This window comes from Winogradskyella sp. (assembly GCF_028282165.1).
Lineage (GTDB): Bacteria > Bacteroidota > Bacteroidia > Flavobacteriales > Flavobacteriaceae > Winogradskyella.
This window is the reverse complement of the sequence record NZ_JANQIM010000027.1, coordinates 135,556-159,755: the sequence shown is the minus strand read 5'-3', so window position 1 is coordinate 159,755 and position 24,200 is coordinate 135,556. Positions and strand designations below refer to the sequence as shown.

Here is a 24,200-nt window from a genome sequence, read left to right as displayed (position 1 = left end):
AATTCATTGGCGGCATTCTTGCTATTGATTTCTTACCTCTTGCCTTATGCGCCGCCCAAAAGTTTTGCAACGTTATCTGTTTTGAGTTTAGGTGTACCTTTATTAATCATTCTAAATGTTCTATTCTTTGTGTATTGGGTTTTTCGGGCAAAAAGGCAGCTATTATTGTCATTAATCGTTCTGCTCTTTGGCTGGAATTATGTAGGGTCGCTCTATAAGTTCTCTTCTTCTACTATGATTGAAGATCCTGATAATGTGTCTATAATGTCGTTTAATGTACGGCTCTTTAATCGTTTTGAATGGTTACCCATCAAGAATGTGAAAGAGAAAATAGTTCAATTTATAGGAACTGAACAGCCTGATATTATATGTCTACAAGAATATAGACAAGGGAATCCAATTGATTTGCAGGGTTATTTCAACTTCAACGCCTTATCCGAAGATCCAAATGTGAAAGGAGGTCAAGCTATATTTTCTAAATTTCCTATTGTTAATTCTGGATCTTTAGAATTTCCAAACACCTATAACAATGCCATTTTTGTTGATATTGTAAAGCAAAAAGATACGATAAGAGTATATACCTTGCATCTGGAATCTTCAAAAATCAATCCTGATGTTGAAAACCTAAAGAAAGAAACATCCAGTCAACTCTTTAAACAAGTAGGAAGAACATTTAAAGCACAGCAATCCCAAGTAGAACTTTTCATGAAGCATAAATCCCAAAGTCCTTATAAAACTATCGTTACCGGAGATTTTAACAATACGGCCTATTCATATATTTATAAAGAAATTTTAGGCGAAGATCTACGGGATACGTTTGAAGAAGCTGGTCATGGCTTTGGTAAGACCTTTGATTTTAAGTTTTTTCCGTTACGAATCGATTTTATACTCGCCGATAAAGACTTTGAGGTCAATGGCTTTAAAACATATTCAGATGTGAAGCTTTCGGACCATTATCCTATAAAAGCTACCTTGAAACTAAATTAACAAACAATCTGCACCATCTGCAATAATATGCGCCAATAAGCCAATGGCAAAAATCCGTGTTGACCTTGGTATTATAAGCACTAGGTAAACAGCAATGGCATAATAGGAGTGGAGCGGGTGAAAATTAATACTGCAACGATTGGGATCAAAAATAGGGTCGGCCAATAAATGATCTAAATCGATGATAAAAGCAGAGAGCATTACCAGATAAGCTTTCAACCAATTCTTTCTAAAGACAAAAAGTGCTATTGCTAATGGTAAAACGAAATGTAAACCATAATGAATATAAAACCTGAGCATGTTTATAATTTTTGTTGTTTCAGGTATAATTCTGTATTTGGGCCTTCATTAAATAGTAAATCCAAAATGCTTAAGTTAGAAATAAAACCATGTTTTTCGGTAAATACTTGAGTGTAATAATCAAAAGAGGTGATTTCATAATTTCGATTTGCGATGAATCTATGATCTATCTTGTTATTGGGTATCTTCTCAAAAACCTCAGTCTTAGAGGTCGACATATCAATTTGCATGTGTTCAATCAATATCTCAAAGCACTTCAAATTAAGATCTAGAATATATGTAAATTGCCTTTCGAATAAAGGCATTAAATCATCGATATAATATTCAAAAAAAGGAGACATGCTATAGGCAGATTGTAACGATTTAAGGTGTTGCAATTGCCAATTATCGTCATTGGCAATCTTTACGTCTTTATACAGTTGTCTGTTTTTTTGGCTGTAGCTCACAGGAACGGTTAGAGCCATTTTGCCATTTGCGCCATAGATTTCTGTACGATTTCTCAAGGATTGCTTTTGGTAATTGTCACAAACTTCAAAATAGACCAAATCTGTATTAACCATAGCGACAAAATGCGCTATGTTTGGGAAATACGTAGGAAGTATAAGGCAATCCATACCTTTTAATCTAAGGCTTTAAGAAGATGGCTTAGCTTTCTTTTTCTTTCTCCATTTCGTAAAAGCGTAAATACCAATGACTACTACCCAAAATGGAATAAAATAAGATCTGCGCTCTCCAGTACCGCTCACAGTGGTAAAAATCCGATCCCATCTAAAGCTCCAGTTCTTAATACCATCATTAATGCCATCTATACTCATCCAAATAAAAACAGGTTTCCCGAAAATATGATCATAAGGGACAAATCCCCAAGCTCTGGCGTCAATGGAATTATGGCGGTTGTCACCCATCATCCAATAGTAATCTTGTTTAAACGTATATGAGTTTGCTGGCTCATCATTGATAAAGATTTGGTTGCCTCTGGTAACAACGGTATTACCCTCGTATTCACCAATAGCACGTTTATATAGCGGTAAATTTTCTGTGGTTAATTCTATTGTCTCACCAGCTTTTGGAATCCAAATAGGACCAAAGTAATTGTAGTTCCAGTTGTAATTTGCGTCATGGGGAAAGACACGGTCGTCTCTAATGCCTTTGTCATCTGAAGAAAATGTTATGGATTGAATATTTGGATGTATTTCAGCTTTCTTAGCAGCTTGTGGCGTTGCCTGTACCGTATAGCTTTGTGTATTTTCATTAAAACCAATACCATCAGTGATATCATACTTTTTCAAAATCGCTTGAACTCTTGCAAAATCTCGATTAGAGCCTAAAGGAAGGTTTTTAAAAACGATATCATGAGAAAACTGAAGTCTTGCCCTGTCTGGTAACTCGTTTTGCACACCATTAATAAAGACGTAACCGTTTCTAACTTCTAGATTATCTCCTGGTAAGCCAACACAACGTTTTACCAAATTGGTTTTTTTGTCAATGGGTTTGTAGTAATTACGGTCTGGATTAAAATTGTTCATATCCAACAACGTATCTGCAGGTTGATTGAAAACTACGATATCATTACGCTCTACTTTTTCAAACCCAGGAAGTCTAAAGTAGGGGAGCTGTAGTTTATTTATTAAGGATGTATTCCTTTTTTCGAAGTGATCATTGTACAAATAAGATTTTGTCTTTAACACAGGAATAGTGTCATGTACCATTGGTGCGCCAACTGTAGTCATGGGTGTTCTTGCACCGTAATGAATTTTACTTACAATTAGGAAATCACCCACTAATAAAGATTTTTCTAACGATGACGACGGAATAACAAATGGTTGAAAGAAATACGTATGTACAATGGTTGCTGCCACAATAGCAAACAAAATGGAAGTGATCCATTCACCTGCTGAAGTTTTTGGTTTTAGCTTTCTATTCTCAACATATTTAACATCGGCCATGTAATTCAAATAGTATAGATAAAACCCTAAAGTAATGATACAGATTAATGCATCTAATTTGGTGTCTTTGCCAAATACCCTTGCAGTCTCAACCCATACCGCAGGAATCATAATGAGGTTAACAATTGGTAAAAACATTAAAATGACCCACCACCATGGACGAGTAATGATTTTCATGAGTACAACGGCATTGTAAACAGGAACAAAGGCTTCCCAAGCTTGCCTACCAGCTTTAACGTAAAGTTTCCATGTGCCTAAGCCATGAATAATCTGTATGATGAGTAAAAAAATAAACCACTCGGTCCAAGTCATAATCTATATAATGATAATTGTCTAATGACAATTGATTAATTTTTAAGGTTCAAATTTGCAGTTTTTCTTGATGAAATAAAAATCCTAGTTAATTCATCGGCTTCATTTAACAAAGATTTACAAGTGTTTATGTGCAGACAGTTTATTTTCATTCAACATTAGCCATTAATTTGTAACACATCTTGCATAGTGAATACCCCTTTTTTATCTTTTATCCATTCTGCGGCAATAACAGCTCCAAGGGCAAAACCTTGTCTGCTATGTGCCGTGTGCTTAATATTTATAGTGTCAATGTCTGATTTGTAAGTAATCTCATGGGTGCCAGGTACATCTGGAATACGCTTCGCTTCGATAGGGATTTCGTTGGGTTTTGGCGCATCTAATGTCCAATCGTTGTAATTGGTATTTTCAATAATTTGTTCGGCCAAAGTAATAGCCGTACCACTTGGTGCATCTAATTTTTTGGTATGATGAATTTCTTCAATTGCAGTAGTATAGCCATCAACAGTGGACATTAGTGCACTCAATTTTTTATTGATTTCGAAAAAAATATTGACGCCTAAACTAAAGTTAGAAGCGTACAGAAAAGTGCCGTTTTTAGAATTACAATAGTCAACAATTTCATTGTAGCGCTCCAGCCATCCAGTAGTACCCGATATTATAGGGATTTTGGCATCCAGTGCTTTTTTAATATTGGTCACGGCTGCATTTGGCACACTAAAATCTATAGCCACATCAACGTTGGAAAAATCAAAGTCAGCGGAAGCATCAGAAATTTTCGATACGATATCGTGATGGCGCTCAAGAGCTATGATTTCAATACTCTTTCCCATTCTGCCATATCCTAATAGTGCGATATTCATATTAAAATTTGAAATTAACCGTTAGTCCCAAATCAGAAGAGTTTTCCATTTGGTTGAATTGGTAGTGTGGTCTTAAACTCAGATTTTCATCCACATTAAATTGAAGCAGATGCGCATCAACATTGGCATCAATAATATTTAAGGCATACAAGCCTATGGTAACTAGCAAAGAAATTTCTTTATTACGTCTAAACTGTTGCTGTGCACGTATTAAGCCATCATCAGATATAAGAGGGTTTCCATTTGCATCTGAAAATTCATCATCTGTAAAGCCAGCTAAACGTCTTTTGTAGGCATCTCTGTAACGGTCAAATTGACTGTCGTTTCTTAAGTAAAAGTATACGCCAGTACCAATAGCTCCCCACACGATTGGGATTTTCCAATACTTTTTATTGTAAGCCTGTCCTGCGCCAGGTAATATGGCAGAATAGAATGCTGCCTTTGAGGGTCTTAACGGATCAATTTCCTTTTTCTCAAAAACTTGATTTTCTATTACGACCAGTTCTTTATCTAGAGCAATATTCGTACTGTCTTTTTCCTTTTGTGAAAATGAAAATGTAACTGAAAATAAGCACAGTAAAAGAAAAATTTTGCTTTTATTTAGCACGTTGCACTAATTTTTTGATTCTATTGAAGTCTTCTTCAGAATGAAAAGGAATTGTGATTTTGCCACTACCGTTCTTGGCGATCTTGACCTCTATTTTATGGCCAAAATATTCTGAAAATTCTTTCACACCTTTTTTAATGTGTTTAGGGATTTCAATTGGTGTAGTTTCTGATTGTGAATCGGTATCAGAATTTAGTTTTTTCACTAACTGTTCGGTAGCTCTTACGGAAAGTTTGTTACTAATGACTTTTTCATAGACCTCGAGCTGGTCGATCGGATTCTCAATATTCACCATGGCTCTACCATGACCCATAGAAATAAAACCGTCTCTCATACCAGTCTGTATGATGGGGTCGAGTTTTAATAAACGTAGGTAATTAGCAATGGTTGAGCGCTTTTTACCTACACGCTCGCTCATTTGCTCTTGTGTTAGGTTAATTTCGTCAATTAGTCGTTGATAGGAAAGTGCTATTTCAATAGGGTCTAGATCTTGGCGTTGGATATTTTCTACTAAAGCCATTTCTAGAGACTCTTGGTCATTAGCTATCCTTATATAAGCCGGTATAGTTTCTAATCCAATTAATTTAGACGCTCTAAAACGACGCTCACCAGAAACTAACTGATATTTATTAAATGCAAGTTTCCTAACCGTAATGGGTTGAATAACCCCTAACTCGCGTATAGAAGACGCCAATTCCTTTAGCGTATCTTCGTTAAAATTGGTCCTTGGTTGAAAAGGATTTACGTCTATACTGTCAATATCAAGCTCAACAATATTGCCAACAACTTTGTCGGCATTTTTGTCCTCAGCAGATTTAATATCGTTTTCTGGATCTTTTAATAGTGCTGAAAGTCCTCGTCCCAGTGCTTGTTTCTTAGTAGCTTTCGCCATTACAATTCATTTTTCTTAATCAGCTCTTTCGCTAAATTTAAATAGTTTACCGCGCCTTTACTACTTACGTCATAATTAATGATACTTTCACCATAGCTCGGTGCTTCGCCTAATCTTACATTGCGCTGTATAATGGTTTCAAATACCATATCGCTAAAATGCTTTTGTACTTCTTCTACAACTTGATTCGATAAACGTAAACGAGAATCGAACATGGTAAGCAGCATGCCTTCTATGTCTAACGCTTCATTGTGGATTTTTTGTACACTTTTAATAGTATTTAACAATTTGCCCAGCCCTTCTAATGCAAAATATTCACATTGAATAGGTATAATTACTGAATCTGAAGCCGTTAAGGCATTTAAAGTTAACAATCCCAAAGAGGGTGCACAATCTATTAGGATATAGTCATATTCTGATCTTAAATCAGTTATGGCTTTCTTAAGCATATACTCTCGCTCATCTTTATCTACCAACTCTATTTCAATAGCCACAAGGTCAATGTGTGCTGGTATAACATCAACATTTGGTGCGTTTGAAGCTGTAATGGCTTCTTTTGCAGATTTCGTGTGTTCTAACACTTGGTAAGAGCCTATTTGTACAGCATCGACATCGATACCTAACCCAGAACTGGCATTAGCTTGGGGATCGGCATCTATGAGTAGGACTTTCTTCTCGAGAACACCAAGAGAAGCGGCTAAATTAACAGATGTCGTAGTTTTACCTACACCACCTTTCTGATTAGCAATGGCTATGATTTTACCCATCAAATGATTTGGTTTGTTGAGGGCTTAAAAATACGATTTATTATGGGTTTTGAAAATTGAAGTTGTTAACAGTTTTTTTGTTAGTATTTTTGTGTTTTAATCAATCAAAATTTCCAAGATCTGAATGGCAGCATCACTTATTTTGGTCCCTGGGCCAAAAACTGCCACGGCTCCAGCATCGAATAAATATTCATAATCCTGCTTAGGTATAACGCCACCTACAATGACCATAATATCATCTCTACCGTAAGCTTTTAATTCCTCAATGACTTGTGGTACTAAAGTTTTGTGTCCTGCTGCCAATGAAGATACTCCCAAAATATGAACATCATTTTCTACAGCTTGTTTAGCGGCTTCCTTTGGTGTTTGGAATAACGGGCCAATATCCACATCAAAGCCCACGTCAGCATAACCAGTAGCCACCACTTTAGCGCCTCTGTCGTGCCCATCTTGTCCCATTTTGGCAATCATAATACGAGGGCGACGACCATCTTGCTCTGCAAATTGGTCGGCTAACTCTCTAGCTTTCTTAAAGCTTAAATCGTCTTTTATTTCTTTGCTGTACACACCGCTAAATGATTTAATTTGTGCTTTATAACGTCCAAACTCAGCCTCTAGAGCATCACTGATTTCACCTAAAGTGGCACGTTTACGCGCTGCATCTACTGCTAAAGCTAATAAATTTTCTTCACCTGTCTTTGCTGCTTCAGTTAATTTTGATAATGCCGCAGTAACATCTTGGTTGTTTCGAGATGACTTAATTTGATTTAAGCGCTCTATTTGTTGATTGCGTACGGTTTGGTTATCAACCTCCAAAATATGAAGCGGGTCTTCTTCTTTGAGTTGGTATTTATTAACACCTACAATAACATCCTGGCCAGAATCAATTCGGGCTTGTTTACGTGCAGCGGCTTCTTCAATTCTCAATTTAGGAATGCCAGCCTCAATCGCTTTAGTCATGCCGCCCAATGATTCCACTTCTTCAATAAGTGTCCATGCCTTTTGAGCGATTTCATTGGTTAAACTTTCTACATAAAAACTACCTGCCCACGGGTCGACCGTTTTGGTAATATGCGTTTCTTCTTGCAAATAAATCTGTGTGTTACGAGCTATGCGTGCCGAAAAATCCGTAGGAAGTGCAATGGCTTCATCCAAGGCATTGGTATGCAAACTCTGTGTGCCTCCAAAAGCGGCAGCGGCAGCTTCGATACAAGTTCGTGCTACATTGTTAAATGGGTCTTGTTCCGTTAAGCTCCAACCTGATGTTTGCGAGTGCGTTCTTAAAGCCAATGATTTTGGGTTCTTAGGATTAAACTGTTTAACAAGTTTAGCCCATAGCATACGAGCGGCGCGCATTTTGGCAATCTCCATAAAGTGATTCATACCAATGGCCCAAAAGAAGGATAATCGTGGTGCAAAGGTGTCGATATCCATGCCGGCACCCAATCCTTTTCTAATGTATTCTAAACCATCTGCTAGGGTATATGCCAATTCAATATCACAAGTAGCACCGGCTTCTTGCATATGGTATCCAGAAATACTGATACTATTGAATCTTGGCATATTTTGACTTGTAAACTCAAAAATATCAGAGATAATTTTCATAGATGGCGTAGGTGGATAAATGTAAGTATTACGCACCATAAACTCTTTTAGAATATCATTTTGAATAGTACCAGCCAATTGCTCTGGTTTTACACCTTGTTCTTCCGCAGCAACAATGTAGAAGGCCATAATTGGAAGTACAGCTCCGTTCATGGTCATTGATACCGACATTTTATCTAATGGAATCTGGTCGAATAGGATTTTCATATCTTCGACAGAGTCTATAGCAACGCCTGCTTTACCTACATCACCAACCACGCGTTCGTGATCTGAATCATAACCTCTATGCGTGGCTAAGTCAAAGGCTACGGACAAGCCTTTTTGCCCTGCTGCTAAGTTTCGTCTATAAAAGGCATTACTTTCTTCTGCGGTAGAAAATCCGGCATACTGTCTTATGGTCCATGGTCTGCGTACATACATGGTTGAATAAGGACCGCGAAGATTTGGCGCAATGCCAGCTACAAAATCTAAATGCTCAAGGTTTTTAACATCGTCCTTAGAATAATTTGATTTTACATCAATGTCTTCTGCAGTATGAAAATTATTTTTTTGAACTTCGGGTTTATAATCCAAAGTTTTAAGTGCTATGTTTTGAAGTTTTTTTCTCATTACTCAATGGCTGTTTTATCTCCATATCTAACAGTATGGATATAAGGTTTAAAGTTAAACTCGGTATTTGATCTTGTAAATACAGAATAGGTTTGTAAAAATTGTGAAACAAGGAAATATTCCCAATAAAATGAATCGTCATTAACGGTTGTTATTCCTCTCGTTGTCATTATTTGATGATGACTTTGGTTTGTGAATTTATCATCGGTCAGATCTATAGTGATTGTGGAATCTCCAGCTACATTATTAATATTAGCATTCCTGAGAGCTATAAAAGACTCCATATTTTTATCATTCAGCCTAATATGTTCTGTTTCATTTATAACTAAAAATGTATAATTTAAAGAATCTTCTTTGTACAAATAATATGCACCTAACGCATCGGGACCGGAATAGGAATCAGAAAAATAAAAAAGTTTTAAACTTTCTTTTATTTCTTCATGATAGATAGTTGCGATTAAGCTATCAAACTCAACTTCTGTCTCTACATAGGCATCTTTAAATCCTTGAGGGATGTAATAGCTTAAATTGGAAGGCTCAGAGTAAAAATATTCACCATCCAAATTTGGATTATTGTTCTTATTTGTACTATTACAGCTAATTAACATCGCCATTAGAATTAATATGACTAATATTCCACGAATCAAAACTATAGGTTTTATCTATAATGAGTTTTATTCTTTATCTAATCGATTTATTTCCAATTCTTCAGATAGTCTTTTTTCAATAATTGGTTCAATAATTGTTTTTCGCTTTTCAACCTTTAAAAATGGGCTAATATCTAACTCATCTTTCATTTTATCAGTAGGATTTGGGTGCTTATTTGTACCAAGTAACACTAGTTTTTCAGCATCAAAATCGACCTGTTCTTTAGCTGCACTTTCTTTGGTTTTTCGTTGTATGGTACCTTCTTTTAGTTGTTTTAAGAAGCCACCATTAGCTTCAATATCTTTAAAGAGTGCTAAGGCTTTTTCTGCTAGCTGTTGTGTTAAGCTCTCAATATAATAAGCCCCATCTGTTGGGTTATTGACTTTATCGAAATAGCTTTCGTTCTTTAATACCAAAAGTTGATTTCTGGCAATACGATCTCCAAATTCGTTAGGTTTATGGTAGAGACTATCGTAAGGTGAGTTAAAAACCACATCTGCACCTCCCAATATGGCACTCATGCATTCTGTCGTTGTACGAAGCAAATTAACGTTATAATCATAAATCGTTTTATTGCGTTTACTTGGTGTAGCGATTATTCTGCAGTCTGTATCGATAGCATATTCTGAAGCTAAGGTTGCCCAAAGCTGTCTTAAGGCTTTTAATTTAGCTATCTCAAAGAAATAGTTTGAACCAACGGAGACATTAAAGGTGAATTGAAGCGTTTGCTTCGCTTCGTTCGACATGACGTTGTCAAAGTGGTTTAAGTATTCGTTAGCATGTGCAAGACTGTAGGCCAATTGCTGTAAAACATTGGCACCTGCATTTTGGTAAAGACTTGAGTTAATTGAGACTTGGTTGGTATGTTTTACTATAGCCTCAAACTTTGAGTGGTCCTCTGACAGGTTGAGATACCAATTGCCTGTTTTGGCCAGATTGCCTATGATATCTATATGCACTGTAATACTATTTTGAGATTTCTCGCTTCGACTCGAAATAACATTGTGAATTTTATTTTGGAAATCGGTAGAAAGAAAACCGCATTTCAATTCTACGGAGATTTTTTCTAAATCGATGTTCTTAAACAATTCGTCTATTGAAATCTCTTGGGATGAAATCTGAAATATAATGCTTTCAGCTCCTCTTTCAATGGCATCTATAGCCTTTGCGTTTGCTTCATTAACATTATCAACTTCGATAAGTTGACCAATTTTCCATTGGGTAGCTTTGTTGGCAGATACCTTTGCTAAGGCTTCAAATTCATCAGAATGATAAAATGGTTTAACATCGATACCCTCGTTGGTCTTCCAGATAAGTGTGTCGTTATAGTCGGCGCCTTTTAAATCGACTTGTATTTTCTGTTTCCAGGCTTTTGAAGATACACCTTCAAATTCGTTAAATAATGATTTACTCATCTTTTTTTTGTTTTGCTATACTGTCTTCGTATTCTATGATATATATATCCTCGTCAGGTTTTTTCATATAATAGTTTTCCCTTGCTGCCCGTTCAATGCCTTCTTCTGTACTTAATTCCTTTATGGCTTTATTGTCCTTTTCCATTTCACTTTTATAGTGTTCTTTCTGATATTCTAACTCCTTGATATCTGTATTTAATTCATTGTGAAAGAGTAGTGAATGTGCATCGAAAAATAACATCCAAACAGCAAAAACTATGAACACTAAAAGATAAATGTTTTTAAACGGTCTTAAATATTTTTTGTCAAAAATTCCCATTATAAACGTTCGTTAATTATGGTTTTAACGATATCTACTGCTACCGTGTTGTATCTATTATTCGGAATAATGATATCTGCATATTCTTTTGTGGGTTCAATAAACTGATCGTGCATGGGTTTTAGTGTGTTCTGATATCGCGTAAGTACTTCATCGATATCCCTTCCCCGTTCAGATATATCTCGCTTTAAGCGACGAATTAAGCGCTCATCGGAATCTGCATGAACAAATATCTTTATATCAAACAGTTTTCGTATTTCAGGATTGGTAAGAATCAAGATGCCTTCTACGATCATTACCTTTCTGGGTTTTGTTTTAATAGTGTCACCTGTACGGTTATGTTTCACAAAAGAGTATACAGGTTGGTCTATGGGCTTTCCTTTTTTTAACTGTTTAAGATGATTTACTAACAATTCAAAATCGATGGAGCGTGGGTGGTCAAAATTTATATTAACGCGTTCATCGTAGCTTAAATGTGATGTGTCTTTATAGTAAGAATCCTGCGAAATAACGCCAACTTGACCTTCGGGTAGTTCGTTGAGAAGTTTGGTCACAACGGTTGTCTTTCCACATCCTGTTCCACCAGCTATTCCAATTATTAGCATTAGAAATATTAGATTAAGTTAGTTGTGCAAAGTTAGCCAATTAGAGCTAGTTTTTAATGACTTTTGTCACTTCTTCGGGAGTAATTAATTTACCATATTTGTTACCCCAACTGTTGTTTATGTAGTTCATTACATCAGCTACTTCTTCATCAGAAAGCCCTAAGGGTGTCATTATACTATTGTAAGTAATGCCATTGACAACCATTTCGCCTTTCATGCCATTTTTAATCCCTTTAATGCTTTCTTCTTGATAATTCTTTAAATAATCGGATTGTGCTAAAGGCGGAAAAGCTCCTGGTGCTCCTTTTCCATTGGCCATATGACAGGTAAGGCATAAATCGTCATAGACCAGTTTACCTCTTTCCATACTTGCTTTTAAATCTGGACTTAGAGACGAGAATGATGTTTTTTCCGGGTAATCAACTTTTGTTTTCTTTTTTTCTTTTGGGTTGCAAGACAACACAACCATAAAAACTAATGTAAGCTTAAGCAATCTTTTCATTTTCTTATAAGTTTAACGATTCCTAGATTTTCTATGCCAACATAAATATAACCATCAGGTCCCTGTTCTACACATCTTACTCTGCCTAGTCTATTGAGCAAGCGTTCTTCTTTAACAACTTTGTTGTTTTTTAGGGTGCACATATCCAAATACTGGAATTTTAGTGACCCTATTAGCAAATTACCATTCCAATCACCATATTTATCGCTGTCAATGAAAGCCATGCCACTTGGGGCAATTGAAGGATCCCAATAATGTAGTGGTTGCTCCATACCTTCCTTTTCGGTTATATCTGTAAATTTTGTTCCGTTGTAATTAATGCCATAACTAATTACTGGCCAGCCATAATTTTTCCCAGCTTCGATAATGTTGATTTCATCTCCACCTTTTGGGCCATGTTCATGTGTCCAGATAGCTCCGGTTTTTGGATGCAATGTCATACCCTGTGGATTTCTGTGTCCGTAAGAGTAAATAGCTTTTTTGGCGCTTTCCTTATTAAAAAAGGGATTATCGGTTGGGATAGTTCCGTCATCATTAATGCGATAGACTTTTCCGCAGTCTCTAGTGATGTCTTGAGGATTAACTTCTCTATCTCCACGATCTCCAATGGTGAAATATAAATAACCGTCCTTATCAAATACAAGACGAGATCCGAAATGCTGTCCACGTCTCGTATTGGGCTCGGCTTTGTATAAAACATTCCAATCCTTAAGACTTGTATTTTCTAGTTTGGCCTTGGCAATTGTGGTGTTTCCTCCGTTTCCTTCACCTTCAGAAGACGCATATGAAAAATAGACTAAGTTATTATCTTCAAAATTAGGATGAAGCACAACATCCATAAAACCACCTTGCCCTCTAACATAAATTTCTGGTAATCCGGAAATTGTAGTTTTTTTTTCATTCTTATAATGAATGAGTTCACCTGCTTTTTCGGTGATTAACATAGAGCCGTCGGGCAGAAAGGTAAATCCCCACGGGATGTTTAGTTCAGGGACCACAATTTTGTAATCGTTTTCAGTATTGGTAGGATTTTTGTCTTGCGCACAGGTCAAGATACTAATCAGAATTAGGCAGATAATAGGGAGTTTTAATTTCATGTTTAATCTCAATTGAAAACTAGATTCTAAAGTTAGAAAAATGTTGTTGGTTTCTAAAGAAAAAGTCTATATTTGCAATCCGATTTTTGAAAGTCAGCTAACTCATAAGTTAACTCTTTCTTTGGGAGTATCTATAAAAATAGACTCCGCCCAGTTTTCGGACTACTCAATTGATTGAGTTGTTTTGAGACTTGGGATTTTAAATAATGATTTTTTTCAGCATCAGCTGTTTTCGGGGTGTAGCGTAGCCCGGTTATCGCGCCGCGTTTGGGACGCGGAGGTCGCAGGTTCGAATCCTGCCACCCCGACTAGAATCAGTATTGATTTAAACTAAAACCTTGTAAATCCTATGATTTACAAGGTTTTGTAGTTTTTTTGCTATTTTGAGAGTGGAACAGATGGTAGTGAATGACCAATTTATACAATCATTAATTGACTATTAATGATAGGTTGCGCAATTTTGTATCAAAATATGTCGATAAGTCTTACACATAAATATTCAGAATTATATCCATCCAAAGCTTTAGAGAATTATGTGGCGTCTTATTTTGAAGCGCGTAACGAATCTGATAGGTCCGAAGAAATCACGATTTGTCCAGATGCGTATTTTAAGCTAATCATTCAGGTATTGGATGGTAAAATAACCGCCTATTTTTTAACAGGGCTTTGGGCTAAAGAAATAGACATTGTGGTCCAACCAAGAATCATTACATATGGTATTCGATTTAAAGTTATTGCACCTGAATATATTTTAAGAGGGGAAATCAAATCGATATTAAATTCTGTCGAACAACTAAAAACAGAATACTTTGATGTTGATAAAATGGAATTCACCACATTTCCCAAAGTAGTCGAACAGCTTGAGCATATCATTTTAAAACGACTTCCAAGAGAAGATGAGATAAAATCTAACCGACTTAGACTAAGTCAGTTCTTATATAGCCAATATGAAGATATAAAAGCAGGTGAAGTAGCTTCTCAAATTTACTGGTCTCAAAGAGAAATAAACCGCTACTTAAGTAAGTATATAGGTGTATCACTCAAAAAATACCTTAACATTCAAAAGTGCTACAGGTCATATTTTCAAATAAGAGATGGTGAGTTCTTTCCGGAAAGAGGATTCTTTGACCAGGCTCATTTTATACGAGAAGTAAAGAAACACACAGGCAAAACACCTTCCCAATTATACAAAGGTAAGAATGACCAATTTATACAATTAAAAAATATGAAGCATAGGTAAGTTTGCCCAAAACTTATTCCTATGCGCGTCTTAAAACAAGAAATTTACTTCCCTATTGTAGTAGGGATTCACTTCATTTTTTGGGCTATTGATTTATACTCTTATAATGGTTCATTCAAAGAAGTTTCTTCAGACACCATGCTATTTGGTGAGCTCACTAATACATCATGGAAAAACCCACATCGTATATTGGGAGAAGTATTCTCTTCGTGGGTAGTTACCGTTTTTGCATTCAATTTTTTAATGGCCACAAGAGTCAAATGGGTTGAGAACTTATTCGGTGGTCTTGACAAAATGTATCTTATTCACAGAAGATCGGGGGTTATCGCTGTATTTCTTTTGCTGGCTCACTTTATCGTTGTTCCTAGAGATTTAGTAGCGTTCAATGTAGGAAAGCCACTTGGGTTTTATGCATTCATCTTAATCATTATTGGTGTAATTCTCTCTGCGGCACCAATTTTTAAGAAGAAGATCCAATATCATAAATGGATTAATTTCCATAAACTCATGGGAGTTTTCTATGTCATGGGAGTCGTTCATGGTATTCTAGTAGATAGTTTGGTAAAAGAGCTGCCAATTACTAGAGTGTATGTTTTTGGAATGGCTTTCGTGGGTGTAGGTGCATGGATGTATAAAGCTTTCCTATTTGGGTTTTTTAATAGAAAACTGACTTATATAGTAAAGTCAGTTAAGAAGCTAGGTAATGAGATTATTGAGATTGAAATGGAACCTCAAACAGAACAGCTAAAATATGTAGCTGGTCAGTTCGCATTTTTCATGTTTCCATCCATAAGTAAAAGAGAACAGCATCCTTTTACATTAAGTAGCCATCCACACGATGACAACCTAAAGATTACCATTAAAGGATTAGGGGATTATACCAACAAGTTAGTCTCAGAATTAAAGTCATTTCATGAAGTAATGGTAGAAGGTCCTTATGGTAGGTTTTCAAGTAGTTACTCAAAAGAAAGAGAACAGGTTTGGATTGCTGGTGGTATTGGGATTACACCATTTCTTTCACTTATCAAGGATTACTATACCAATAAAGTAACACTCTTTTGGTGTGTAAATAATAAAAGTGAAGCCCCTTATAAAGAAGCGTTAGAAAAGCTTGAAACTAAAAACCCATTATTCGAATTTGTCCTATGGGATTCTGCAGACAAAGGACATATTTCGGTCGAAGATTTGAGCTTAAGAGAGCCAAAAGAAAAATCCTATCTCATCTGTGGACCAGAAGCTTTAAAAAAGAACATTACAACGCAACTCAAAATGGAAGGTGTAAAGCAAAAGCACATTTACGATGAAGAATTTGCATTTAGATAATACTAAACATAAATAATATGGAAGAACAAAATTTTAATCCAGTCATTGAAGCTGTTGTGTCAATACGTCATTTAGCAATTTCGGCAAGTGATAACTGGACTGCAATGAACAAAGCAGGGTCTATTATTCAGAGCAATTTAAAGGAGGCAGCCAGCTTAGTTAAAAAGTATGCAAACCTTAGTACAAAAGACCAATGGCTATCGGAGTTTAATAAGTATATGGATAACCTTGGCCATTTAAAAGTGATTTTGAATTCGGCGATTGATAAAATAAAATCTAAAAACTCGGTAGGTATTTCGGAAGGTTGGGAAAAGCATCTACAGTTCAGTAAAAATATTGCTTCAAACCTTAGTGACTTAGAAACCATTGGGAAATCCTCTTTACCAGAAAATGAATTGGAGCATTGGAAATCCATCTGGTCAGAAATATACAACTCTCATGATAGAATTCAGAATGAAGCAAGTGCATGTGGCATTCAGCTAAAAATGATTGAGTCATATAGTCCTGATGAGGTAGACGAACTCACCGATACTATCTTAAAAAATATACCACCTAAGTATTCTAAAGAAGAAGCACATCAATATTCAGATGAGTATATGAAAGCTTATGAAGCCATTAAAAAAGAAGCAACTCAAAAGAAAAATCTATGGGATAGATTTCTGGATATTTTGGCAGGGGGCACACAGCAAACACCTGCACAAAGAGTCATGATGCAACGATGGGTAGATGGTGAAAAAGGAGAGCTACACTAACTAAAATTCAATATAAAGATGAAACAAACAATGTATTTGGCCTTTAGTGGTCTTATGATGATATGTGCGGGACTTACCTTATTCTTTTCGGACCAATTAGGAGTTCAAACATCAAAAATTGTAATGCCGATATGTATGGTTTTAGCAGGGATTGGTAGTTTTCTATTCTCTAAACACAAAGAGCTTCCTAAGGTGGCAAATCAATACCATATGGCTCAAGGCGTAGGCCTTATCATTTATGGAGTTATAGTAGGATCATCAGTAAATTCTTTGGAGTCATTTCTACTGACAACTACATACTTTATTGTGGCTTATGGATTATTCGAATTACTTTTTGCGTTTACGGTGTTAAGTTCTAAACATAAAATTAATAAGCGAATTCTCATGAGTAGACTTATTGCTGGAGCTGTAAATCTTATAGGTGGGTTTATTCTGTTAATGGCAACGATGGATAATGTTATGGATGGTCTATTGACAGCAAGTATTTTAGTAATCTTAGGTGGAATATCACTACTAGTCTTTTCACGTAGAATATGAGATATCATAAAGCCCTTGATTTTATACAAGAGATAGGAACCATCACGTATGTTGGTGGTATTCTGTCTCATATCGTAATCGGAATCATTTTTAAAGATGCTGACATAGAAGCTATTCACAATGTTTATGTTTACAAGGAACAGAGCGCTTACATACTAATATTACCAGGATTAGCATTAAAGGTGATATCAGATGTTTTGTTGTATATCTCTTTCAAAAAGAAACCTACATGGTTAAAGATTAAGTTTATTGCTGTAGCATTTTTAACGATAAACGCCTTTGTGTTTTTAGTGCCAATGATGCCAGAGCTAGTGGCATTAGCTAAAGAATCTATTCCAACCGGAAGTATTAGCGAAACATTTTTAGAGAAAGAACATAAAGAACAGTTTATAGGGCAATTAAATATTCTACCGCTAATTGTGGAGCTGGTCTTAGGCTCATTTAAGCCAAATCTAAGCTTAAAAAAAGTAGGCAAACCTACTGACACAACCCAGAGTCATATATAAAACCTTCTATGTAACTTTTTTGTTTCTATCCTTTCTTCTAAAGTGTGATGGACTAAAGCCTTTAATTTTTTTAAACGTTCTATTAAAATGACTTATGGTTTCAAAACCACAAGAAAACGCAATGTTTTGAATGGATTCAGTCGAGGTTAATAAATAGTGGCAAGATACTTCAATACGAGTTCGGTTCAGAAAGTTAATAAACGAATGCCCGGAGTGCTTTTTAAACCAACGGCAAAACGACTGAGGTACCATATGCGTAATTTCAGCCATGTGATCTACACTTAGTTTTTTATCAAGATGTTCCAAAATGTAATTATTCACCTCCGAGAATTTTTGTTCAGTAAAGCTTTTTTTGCTTAGATGGGAATAGGATTCTGAAGCTAATAGCTTTTTATTCGCATGAGCTGATAGTTTTTGGAGTAACAACATCAAAGAGGTGAGTTGTTCTAAAGCAGTCAAAGACTCAAAATTTAGAATTCTATTTACGATAGACTCTGAAGGATTTTTGAAATGAATACCTTTTAAGGCCAAATCAAAAAAAGCTTTAAAATGTTGGCATTCTTTAAAACCATCAAAGATAGTTTCATTAAACTGAAAAATAATTGTTTTTTGAGTTACTATTGGTTTTTCCTTAACACTTACCCAATGGTGTGGTAAATTCTTTCCGAGTAGCACTAAGTCAAAATCAGAAAAAGGCTCAATAGAATCTCCAACAAAGCGGGTACCTTCACCTTTTACTATCAATGTAAGTTCTAGTTCAGGATGATAATGCCAAAAAGGAACAAAAGCATCGAGTTCCATTTGAAAAAAACGGAAAGACTGCTCAGAGTTCTTGATGTTAAGTTGTTCTAATTCTGGTCTCATATGCTTTATATAAACTTATATGAGATTAAAATTAATTAAAAAATGTTTAAATACGCATAGTTGTGGTTAAAATCTAAAAAAATAATCTAAATAGGTCGAGATAATTTTGTGGTGTAAACAATCAATAAAGACTATGGAAACAAAAACAGTATTGGACGAGTTATACACATTAAAGGATGAACAAATTGCATTCTACCAAAAGCATCGTTACATTAAGTTAAAGAATGTATTAGATAAGGACACCTTAGATTACTTTAATGGTGTGATTTCAAAACGCGTTAATGAATTAAACCAAGAAGATCAACCGCTAGAGGAACGTACCACTTATGGAAAAGCTTTCCTTCAGCTCTTTAATCTCTGGACAAAAGATGAAGCTGTTAAAGATTTGATTTTCAGTAAACGTATTGCAAAAATAGCGGCAGACCTAATGCAAGTGGATGGTGTGCGTTTGTACCACGATCAAGCCTTATTTAAAGAAGCTGGTGGTGGCATTACGCCATGGCATGCCGATCAGCATTATTGGCCCTTATCAACAGATAAGACCATTACAGCTTGGATACCTTTACAAAAAACACCCTTAGAAATGGGGCCTTTAGAATTTAGCGCAGGGAGTCATGAGATTATGGAGGGAAGAGAATTGTCAATTGGTGATGATAGCGAAACCCAAATAGAAAAGCGACTTAAGGTTACCGATTTTAAACACGTTATTGAACCCTTTGATGCAGGAGAGATTAGTTTTCACTCAGGTTGGGTATTCCATCGTGCAGGTGCCAACACTACGGACCAGATGCGAAAAGTAATGACCATAATTTATATGGATAAGGATATGACCTTAAAACAACCAACAAATTCGGGTCAAGAGAATGATTGGGAAACCTGGTGTCCGGGCGCTAAAGTAGGAGAGGTTATTAATACACCAATAAACCCTGTTTTATATTAATGCAATTAAGGTTTCTATATCCATTTTGGGGAAGTGAAGCATTAAATTTAGAAGCATTTCTCAATATCGTTAAAACTAATGGTTTTGATGGTATTGAGATTAATGTTCCTAAGGATGCTATATTTGAAACCGCCTTCTATGATACACTTAACAAGGAGAGGCAACAAAACCCAGATTTTATTTGTGTATTGCAACAAGTCTTAGGTTTACAGCCAGAAACTCCAAGTAGTTATCTAGAACGTGTGATAAAGCGACTGGAAAACCTCGTGCATTACCAACCTAATTTCATCAACTCGCATACTGGGCGCGATTATTTTTCTTTTGATGATAATTGCAGAATCATCGAAACTGTTGAAAACTTTTCTGCGAAGTACAATATTCCAGTATATCATGAGATACATAGAGGTCGCTTCACATTTCATGCGTTAACAACATTAAAATATTTAGAAAAGTTTCCAGAAATAAAACTTGTAGGCGACTTATCCCATTGGTGTGTGGTTTCAGAATCTATGCTTCAAAATCAAGAAGATATTATTGCGAAGGTAATTCTGCACATTCAACATCTTCATGCTAGGATAGGTTTTGAGCAAACGCCACAGATTAATGACCCATTTGCTCCAGAATGGGAAGCCTATCTTGAGCAGTATTTAGACTGGTGGAAGCAAATAATAAGGCTTCATAACGGAAAATATCAATTTACGATTACACCAGAATTTGGGCCTTTTCCCTATATGCCAGAAGAACCATTCACCAAAAACCCCCTAGCTAATCAGAAAGCCATAAATTTAAAGATGAAAGATTACCTTAAAACCCACTTAACATGAATAGAATTGTCATTATAGGTTGCATATTAGCCCTTTCTTCATGTAAGAAAGAAGATAAAAACTCACAGGGCGAAAATTTTTCCGAAAATGTAAATAAGGTCGCTGAAACCATAATCGATGATAGCGATCAATTGACATTTTTTAAAAATCCTGAAAATCCCTTACAACCAAAATTCGAGCAGTTTCCAACTGGGAGTGTAAAGCCTAAAGGTTGGATTCTAAATATGATGAAGAACGATCTTGAAACTGGTGTCGTTGGTGCTTTGGATGAGTTGTATCCAGGTATAGCATCAGATGATATATACAATTCTGCCAGACGTGGAGGCTTAGAGGACGTTCCAGAAATGGGTGATTTAGTACTTACAGGAGCAGAATGGGAACAGTCTATTATGTGGTGGAATTCTGAAACCATAGGCAACTGGTGGGATGGTTTTATAAGGCACGCATTTTTAACTGATAATAAAGAAGCGATAGCGCAATCCCATGCTATTGTCAAAAACCTACTGGCTTCGCAAGACAAAGATGGTTATATAGGCATTTACAAGCCCAATTTACGATACCAACACGAAGGGTCCAATGGCGAACTTTGGGCGCAAACTACCGCGTTTAGAACTATGTTAGCCTACTACGAGTTTACTAATGATAAAGCCGTTTTAGAAGCTGTAGAAAAGGGAATGAAAGTCACTATGGATAATTATGGGGAACGTTCAAAAAACCCATTTTATTTAAAGAATGCTTTTGGGGGTGTTACCCACGGCCTAATGCTTACGGATGTTTGTGAAACCTTATTCAGAATTACTCAAAATCAAGCGTATCAAGATTATGCGACTTATTTATATAAGGCATTTTCAACCTATTCTATTAATAGATCGTTTAACGATTTGCGCTATCCGTACTTAGTACAAAAAGATTCAATGTTCGAAGGTCATGCTGTGCACACTTATGAGCATATCCGTACGATGGCCAATGCGTATTATAATACGGGCTATCCAGAGCTTAAAACCGCTTATGACAATATGTTGGCAAAGTTAGAACCTTGTATTTTGCCTAGTGGTGCAGGTCATGGTAACGAATGGATTGCAAAGTTAGAAGCGCATCCAACACATACAGGTAGTGAGTATTGTACTATGTTAGAATTGCGCAATTCTTACGGAAGTTTAATTCAAAAAACAGGGGATGTCGACTTTGCTGATGCCGCTGAAAAACTGACCTACAATGGTATGTTAGGTTTTAGAAATGAAGAAGGTACAGCCATTACTTATGGCAAAACGGATAATTGTTATGTGTTAGATGGGCATCACCATGAGAATGGCGAATCTAGAGAAGACCCACGTTATAAATACTCGCCAACACATTCTGAGCCAGCTGTGTGCTGTGTACCCAATTATGGCAGAAATTTCACTTATTTTCTAGAGCAAATGTGGATGAAAAAAGAAGACGGTATTGCTGTGACTATGTTTGGCCCTTCAAGGCTAACTATAAAAGTTGATGAATCTGAAATTTCAATTGAACAAATTACCAATTACCCAATGTCTGATGAGGTGACATTTAAATTTTCAATGGACACTCCAAAAACGTTTAAATTCTATGTGCGACAACCAAAATGGTCAGACGGAATAGAAGATGAAAGTGTTTTTGAAGGCTTTGAGAATGGCTATTATATGATATCAAAAGAATGGCGTAACCAAGATACTTTGACAGTACGTTTTAAAAATGAAATTAAAGTCCATTCAGCCAATAATGACGAGGTCTATTTACAAAAAGGCCCATTGGTATATGCTTTAGAAATTCCGCATATAGAGGAAACTATAAAAGAGTATGAGAATGGTTTCAGGGATTACTATTGTTTCCCGAAGAATAAGTCCTACGAAGGTTTGACATTAAATGAAACTACAAACTTTAATCTTAAATCTAATTTAAACGAAGCCACATTCTATGGTGCGAAATTATTACTTCAAGGGGAATTGTTTGACGCTTCAAATAATAGCATCAATGTTCAACTTGTTCCGATAGGAAAAACAGTACTAAGACGTGTCACCTTTCCAAAAAACGAGACCAATGAAAAATAAATCTTTAATTGTTTTATGTATCGTTCTGATTTTCAGTTCCTGTCAACAACATCAAAAATCTGAAAATGTTGAACCAACAGTTGTAAATGAACTAATTAATTGGAATGACGAAGTCATTTACCATGTAATGCAACGTAGTTTTTATGATAGCAATGGTGATAGACATGGTGATCTCAATGGATTTGTAGAAAAATTAGATTATTTAAAGGAATTAGGAGTTACAACGATTTTGTTTACGCCATTGTACGAATCTGGGTTTTACCATAACTATTTTCCAACCAATTATGAAAACATAGATCAAGAGTATGGAACAAAAGAAGATTACATCAATTTCGTAAAAGCTGTTCATAAGAAGGGACTAAAGTTTTTAATGGATATGGAAACCCAATATGCACAGAGCGGTAATATATGGTTTGATGATTCCTATAAAAATCCAGATTCAGAATATTCCGATTTCATTTACTATTCGGATAGCTTAAACCATTATCCTGAACAGATTTTTATGCCTTCTAAATCACCTTTACACGATTTTACAGCTTGGCCAGGTGATAAGCACCATATTGTATTTCTCGATTTAAATAATGAAACGGTAAAACAATGGATGACAGATTTTTACACTTACTGGGTAGATCCAAACAAAGATGGCAACTTTAATGATGGTGTTGATGGCTTTAGAATAGACCATATTATGGACGATCTTGATTATAAAGGACTTTTTACCAATATGTATCAAGACTTTTGGAAACCAATTTTCAAAGAATGTAAAGCAATTAATCCTAATATTTTTGTTTTGGGTGAACAATCCAACTGGAACGAGTACGGCGAGAAAATGGTAAGCCTAAGTGGTGCAGATGCAGCTTTCAGTTTTCCACTTCGGTTTGCTATTGCAGGTGAAGAAGGAACGCACGATATGTATATAGATCCTACATCAAATGGTGTAAAAATGGATCCAAATCGTATTCATAAAGTCGTTAAGGAAAGCATGTCGAAATTTACGGATAGTACGTTTACGGTTAACTTTTTAGAAAACCACGACACAGCAAGGTGGGCTTCGGTGGTGAATAATAATGAAGGCCAAAAACGTGTTGCTGCAGTATTAAACATTTTGTTACCAGGCGTACCATCCATTTATTACGGACAAGAGCTCGGATTAACTGGGCAGACTAGTGAATGGGGAAGTGATGCCAATCACATTCCTGTAAGAGAAGCATTTCCTTGGACAGCAGACAAAACGACATTAGGTAATGCCCTATGGTATAAAGATACAGGCGAATGGTGGGAGCAATCGTTCTGGAATACAGAGGCGATTAATACGCTTAATTTAGAAGCGCAAAAAAAGGATAAGAATTCTCTCTGGCATCATTACAAAGCACTAATTTCTATTCGAACACAAAACAGAGCATTTCAACAAGGGACTTATGAACCATTTTTTGTAGATCAGGAGAACATCATTGCTTTTAAACGTCAGTTCGAAAATGAAGTTCGTTATGTAATTATTAATACATCTGAAGAATTAATAAGCCTAAATAAAGACGGTCATTACAAACTTGAAGAGATTGTATATGGTCAAAATGCAACTATTGATTCTGATAAAATCGTTCTAAAAGGTTATGGGATGTTAATTGCTAAAAGTGTTTTATGAATTATTTAGGCTGTCGTTTGTATAAAATA

General features: G+C 35.8%; 25 protein-coding genes and 1 tRNA gene. 11 read left to right on the top strand and 15 right to left on the bottom strand.

Annotated elements, in window-relative coordinates; all coding sequences use genetic code 11:
* Window positions 1-987, top strand: a 987-nt coding sequence (locus Q0972_RS11260) for an endonuclease/exonuclease/phosphatase family protein (protein ID WP_299365816.1), incomplete at its 5' end; no start/stop codon positions are given.
* On the opposite strand, the gene Q0972_RS11255 is transcribed toward Q0972_RS11260, so the two are convergent.
* The 14 genes from Q0972_RS11255 to Q0972_RS11190 all read right to left on the bottom strand — a co-directional run bounded on the left by Q0972_RS11255 (window position 979) and on the right by Q0972_RS11190 (window position 13,474).
* Complete coding sequence (locus tag Q0972_RS11255; protein WP_299365815.1) at window positions 979-1,287, bottom strand: DUF6122 family protein; 309 nt, start codon at window positions 1,285-1,287, stop codon at window positions 979-981. The two genes, Q0972_RS11260 and Q0972_RS11255, sit on opposite strands and share 9 nt — an antisense overlap.
* A gap of 2 nt (window positions 1,288-1,289) precedes the next feature.
* Window positions 1,290-1,901 (bottom strand): WbqC family protein, encoded by a 612-nt coding sequence (locus Q0972_RS11250; RefSeq protein ID WP_299365814.1) that lies wholly within the window; start codon window positions 1,899-1,901, stop codon window positions 1,290-1,292.
* A gap of 18 nt (window positions 1,902-1,919) precedes the next feature.
* A complete protein-coding gene (gene lepB, locus Q0972_RS11245) occupies window positions 1,920-3,545 on the bottom strand; it encodes a signal peptidase I (RefSeq protein ID WP_299365813.1) in 1,626 nt (541 codons plus the stop codon).
* 158 nt (window positions 3,546-3,703) lie between these two features.
* Complete coding sequence (dapB, locus tag Q0972_RS11240) at window positions 3,704-4,408, bottom strand: 4-hydroxy-tetrahydrodipicolinate reductase (protein ID WP_299365812.1); 705 nt, start codon at window positions 4,406-4,408, stop codon at window positions 3,704-3,706.
* Between the two features lies 1 nt (window position 4,409).
* Window positions 4,410-5,015, bottom strand: a complete 606-nt coding sequence (locus Q0972_RS11235) for a DUF5683 domain-containing protein (protein ID WP_299365811.1) — start codon at window positions 5,013-5,015, stop codon at window positions 4,410-4,412.
* Complete coding sequence (locus Q0972_RS11230) at window positions 5,005-5,907, bottom strand: ParB/RepB/Spo0J family partition protein (RefSeq protein WP_299365810.1); 903 nt, start codon at window positions 5,905-5,907, stop codon at window positions 5,005-5,007. The genes Q0972_RS11235 and Q0972_RS11230 overlap by 11 nt, the downstream gene beginning before the upstream one ends.
* On the bottom strand, window positions 5,907-6,674 hold the full coding sequence (locus Q0972_RS11225; protein ID WP_299365809.1) for an AAA family ATPase: 768 nt from the start codon (window positions 6,672-6,674) through the stop codon (window positions 5,907-5,909). The genes Q0972_RS11230 and Q0972_RS11225 overlap by 1 nt, the downstream gene beginning before the upstream one ends.
* 96 nt (window positions 6,675-6,770) lie before the next feature.
* Window positions 6,771-8,888, bottom strand: coding sequence for a methylmalonyl-CoA mutase (gene scpA, locus Q0972_RS11220; RefSeq protein ID WP_299365808.1), 2,118 nt, complete (start codon window positions 8,886-8,888; stop codon window positions 6,771-6,773).
* Window positions 8,888-9,502: a hypothetical protein gene (locus Q0972_RS11215; protein WP_299365807.1), complete on the bottom strand. Its 615-nt coding sequence runs from the start codon at window positions 9,500-9,502 to the stop codon at window positions 8,888-8,890. The genes scpA and Q0972_RS11215 overlap by 1 nt, the downstream gene beginning before the upstream one ends.
* A gap of 60 nt (window positions 9,503-9,562) precedes the next feature.
* Complete coding sequence (locus Q0972_RS11210) at window positions 9,563-10,951, bottom strand: methylmalonyl-CoA mutase subunit beta (protein ID WP_299365806.1); 1,389 nt, start codon at window positions 10,949-10,951, stop codon at window positions 9,563-9,565.
* Window positions 10,944-11,270 carry a septum formation initiator family protein gene (locus Q0972_RS11205; RefSeq protein ID WP_299365805.1) on the bottom strand — a complete coding sequence of 109 codons (327 nt, stop codon included), beginning with the start codon at window positions 11,268-11,270 and terminating at the stop codon, window positions 10,944-10,946. The genes Q0972_RS11210 and Q0972_RS11205 overlap by 8 nt, the downstream gene beginning before the upstream one ends.
* On the bottom strand, window positions 11,270-11,875 hold the full coding sequence (udk, locus tag Q0972_RS11200) for a uridine kinase (RefSeq protein ID WP_299365804.1): 606 nt from the start codon (window positions 11,873-11,875) through the stop codon (window positions 11,270-11,272). Before udk ends, Q0972_RS11205 begins: the two co-directional genes overlap by 1 nt.
* A 46-nt stretch (window positions 11,876-11,921) precedes the next feature.
* Window positions 11,922-12,377: a cytochrome c gene (locus Q0972_RS11195; protein WP_299365803.1), complete on the bottom strand. Its 456-nt coding sequence runs from the start codon at window positions 12,375-12,377 to the stop codon at window positions 11,922-11,924.
* Entirely contained in the window at window positions 12,374-13,474 is a 1,101-nt protein-coding gene (locus Q0972_RS11190) for a PQQ-dependent sugar dehydrogenase (protein ID WP_299365802.1), read from the bottom strand. The genes Q0972_RS11195 and Q0972_RS11190 overlap by 4 nt, the downstream gene beginning before the upstream one ends.
* 233 nt (window positions 13,475-13,707) lie before the next feature.
* On the opposite strand from Q0972_RS11190, the gene Q0972_RS11185 reads away from it, so the two are divergent.
* From Q0972_RS11185 to Q0972_RS11160, 6 genes are all read left to right on the top strand, one after another.
* Window positions 13,708-13,782: transfer RNA gene (locus Q0972_RS11185), tRNA-Pro, on the top strand.
* A 164-nt stretch (window positions 13,783-13,946) separates the two neighbouring features.
* Window positions 13,947-14,714 carry a DUF6597 domain-containing transcriptional factor gene (locus Q0972_RS11180; protein ID WP_299365801.1) on the top strand — a complete coding sequence of 256 codons (768 nt, stop codon included), beginning with the start codon at window positions 13,947-13,949 and terminating at the stop codon, window positions 14,712-14,714.
* A 21-nt stretch (window positions 14,715-14,735) separates the two neighbouring features.
* Complete coding sequence (locus Q0972_RS11175) at window positions 14,736-16,037, top strand: ferric reductase-like transmembrane domain-containing protein (protein ID WP_299365800.1); 1,302 nt, start codon at window positions 14,736-14,738, stop codon at window positions 16,035-16,037.
* Between the two features lie 17 nt (window positions 16,038-16,054).
* The gene (locus tag Q0972_RS11170) at window positions 16,055-16,789 is read left to right on the top strand and encodes a hypothetical protein (protein WP_299365799.1); all 735 of its coding nucleotides are present in this window, start codon (window positions 16,055-16,057) and stop codon (window positions 16,787-16,789) included.
* An 18-nt stretch (window positions 16,790-16,807) separates the two neighbouring features.
* Entirely contained in the window at window positions 16,808-17,326 is a 519-nt protein-coding gene (locus Q0972_RS11165; protein WP_299365798.1) for a hypothetical protein, read from the top strand.
* Window positions 17,323-17,832 (top strand): enoyl-CoA hydratase, encoded by a 510-nt coding sequence (locus Q0972_RS11160; RefSeq protein WP_299365797.1) that lies wholly within the window; start codon window positions 17,323-17,325, stop codon window positions 17,830-17,832. The genes Q0972_RS11165 and Q0972_RS11160 overlap by 4 nt, the downstream gene beginning before the upstream one ends.
* A gap of 6 nt (window positions 17,833-17,838) precedes the next feature.
* Here the strand turns inward: Q0972_RS11160 and Q0972_RS11155 are convergent, their stop codons facing one another.
* Window positions 17,839-18,696 (bottom strand): AraC family transcriptional regulator, encoded by an 858-nt coding sequence (locus Q0972_RS11155; RefSeq protein WP_299365796.1) that lies wholly within the window; start codon window positions 18,694-18,696, stop codon window positions 17,839-17,841.
* 133 nt (window positions 18,697-18,829) lie between these two features.
* On the opposite strand from Q0972_RS11155, the gene Q0972_RS11150 reads away from it, so the two are divergent.
* Genes Q0972_RS11150 through Q0972_RS11135 form a run of 4 tightly spaced genes read left to right on the top strand, consistent with a single transcriptional unit; the run spans window position 18,830 to window position 24,171 of the window.
* Complete coding sequence (locus Q0972_RS11150) at window positions 18,830-19,636, top strand: phytanoyl-CoA dioxygenase family protein (protein WP_299365795.1); 807 nt, start codon at window positions 18,830-18,832, stop codon at window positions 19,634-19,636.
* Window positions 19,636-20,460, top strand: a complete 825-nt coding sequence (locus Q0972_RS11145; RefSeq protein ID WP_299365794.1) for a sugar phosphate isomerase/epimerase — start codon at window positions 19,636-19,638, stop codon at window positions 20,458-20,460. Before Q0972_RS11150 ends, Q0972_RS11145 begins: the two co-directional genes overlap by 1 nt.
* Window positions 20,457-22,529 carry a beta-L-arabinofuranosidase domain-containing protein gene (locus Q0972_RS11140; RefSeq protein ID WP_299365793.1) on the top strand — a complete coding sequence of 691 codons (2,073 nt, stop codon included), beginning with the start codon at window positions 20,457-20,459 and terminating at the stop codon, window positions 22,527-22,529. Before Q0972_RS11145 ends, Q0972_RS11140 begins: the two co-directional genes overlap by 4 nt.
* Window positions 22,519-24,171: an alpha-amylase family glycosyl hydrolase gene (locus Q0972_RS11135; protein ID WP_299365792.1), complete on the top strand. Its 1,653-nt coding sequence runs from the start codon at window positions 22,519-22,521 to the stop codon at window positions 24,169-24,171. The genes Q0972_RS11140 and Q0972_RS11135 overlap by 11 nt, the downstream gene beginning before the upstream one ends.
* Window positions 24,172-24,200: the final 29 nt, after the last annotated feature.

Bases quoted from the DNA above. Each gene is read 5' to 3' on its own strand.
- Q0972_RS11165 (WP_299365798.1), top strand. From the start codon at position 16,808: ATGAAACAAACAATGTATTTGGCCTTTAGTGGTCTTATGATGATATGT.
- scpA (WP_299365808.1), bottom strand. From the start codon at position 8,888: ATGAGAAAAAAACTTCAAAACATAGCACTTAAAACTTTGGATTATAAA.
- Q0972_RS11190 (WP_299365802.1), bottom strand. From the start codon at position 13,474: ATGAAATTAAAACTCCCTATTATCTGCCTAATTCTGATTAGTATCTTG.
- Q0972_RS11160 (WP_299365797.1), top strand. From the start codon at position 17,323: ATGAGATATCATAAAGCCCTTGATTTTATACAAGAGATAGGAACCATC.
- Q0972_RS11140 (WP_299365793.1), top strand. From the start codon at position 20,457: ATGAATAGAATTGTCATTATAGGTTGCATATTAGCCCTTTCTTCATGT.
- udk (WP_299365804.1), bottom strand. From the start codon at position 11,875: ATGCTAATAATTGGAATAGCTGGTGGAACAGGATGTGGAAAGACAACC.
- Q0972_RS11250 (WP_299365814.1), bottom strand. From the start codon at position 1,901: ATGGATTGCCTTATACTTCCTACGTATTTCCCAAACATAGCGCATTTT.
- Q0972_RS11170 (WP_299365799.1), top strand. From the start codon at position 16,055: ATGGAAGAACAAAATTTTAATCCAGTCATTGAAGCTGTTGTGTCAATA.
- Q0972_RS11135 (WP_299365792.1), top strand. From the start codon at position 22,519: ATGAAAAATAAATCTTTAATTGTTTTATGTATCGTTCTGATTTTCAGT.
- Q0972_RS11230 (WP_299365810.1), bottom strand. From the start codon at position 5,907: ATGGCGAAAGCTACTAAGAAACAAGCACTGGGACGAGGACTTTCAGCA.
- Q0972_RS11225 (WP_299365809.1), bottom strand. From the start codon at position 6,674: ATGGGTAAAATCATAGCCATTGCTAATCAGAAAGGTGGTGTAGGTAAA.
- lepB (WP_299365813.1), bottom strand. From the start codon at position 3,545: ATGACTTGGACCGAGTGGTTTATTTTTTTACTCATCATACAGATTATT.
- Q0972_RS11215 (WP_299365807.1), bottom strand. From the start codon at position 9,502: ATGGCGATGTTAATTAGCTGTAATAGTACAAATAAGAACAATAATCCA.
- Q0972_RS11145 (WP_299365794.1), top strand. From the start codon at position 19,636: ATGCAATTAAGGTTTCTATATCCATTTTGGGGAAGTGAAGCATTAAAT.
- Q0972_RS11210 (WP_299365806.1), bottom strand. From the start codon at position 10,951: ATGAGTAAATCATTATTTAACGAATTTGAAGGTGTATCTTCAAAAGCC.
- dapB (WP_299365812.1), bottom strand. From the start codon at position 4,408: ATGAATATCGCACTATTAGGATATGGCAGAATGGGAAAGAGTATTGAA.
- Q0972_RS11175 (WP_299365800.1), top strand. From the start codon at position 14,736: ATGCGCGTCTTAAAACAAGAAATTTACTTCCCTATTGTAGTAGGGATT.
- Q0972_RS11205 (WP_299365805.1), bottom strand. From the start codon at position 11,270: ATGGGAATTTTTGACAAAAAATATTTAAGACCGTTTAAAAACATTTAT.
- Q0972_RS11155 (WP_299365796.1), bottom strand. From the start codon at position 18,696: ATGAGACCAGAATTAGAACAACTTAACATCAAGAACTCTGAGCAGTCT.
- Q0972_RS11180 (WP_299365801.1), top strand. From the start codon at position 13,947: ATGTCGATAAGTCTTACACATAAATATTCAGAATTATATCCATCCAAA.
- Q0972_RS11195 (WP_299365803.1), bottom strand. From the start codon at position 12,377: ATGAAAAGATTGCTTAAGCTTACATTAGTTTTTATGGTTGTGTTGTCT.
- Q0972_RS11150 (WP_299365795.1), top strand. From the start codon at position 18,830: ATGGAAACAAAAACAGTATTGGACGAGTTATACACATTAAAGGATGAA.
- Q0972_RS11255 (WP_299365815.1), bottom strand. From the start codon at position 1,287: ATGCTCAGGTTTTATATTCATTATGGTTTACATTTCGTTTTACCATTA.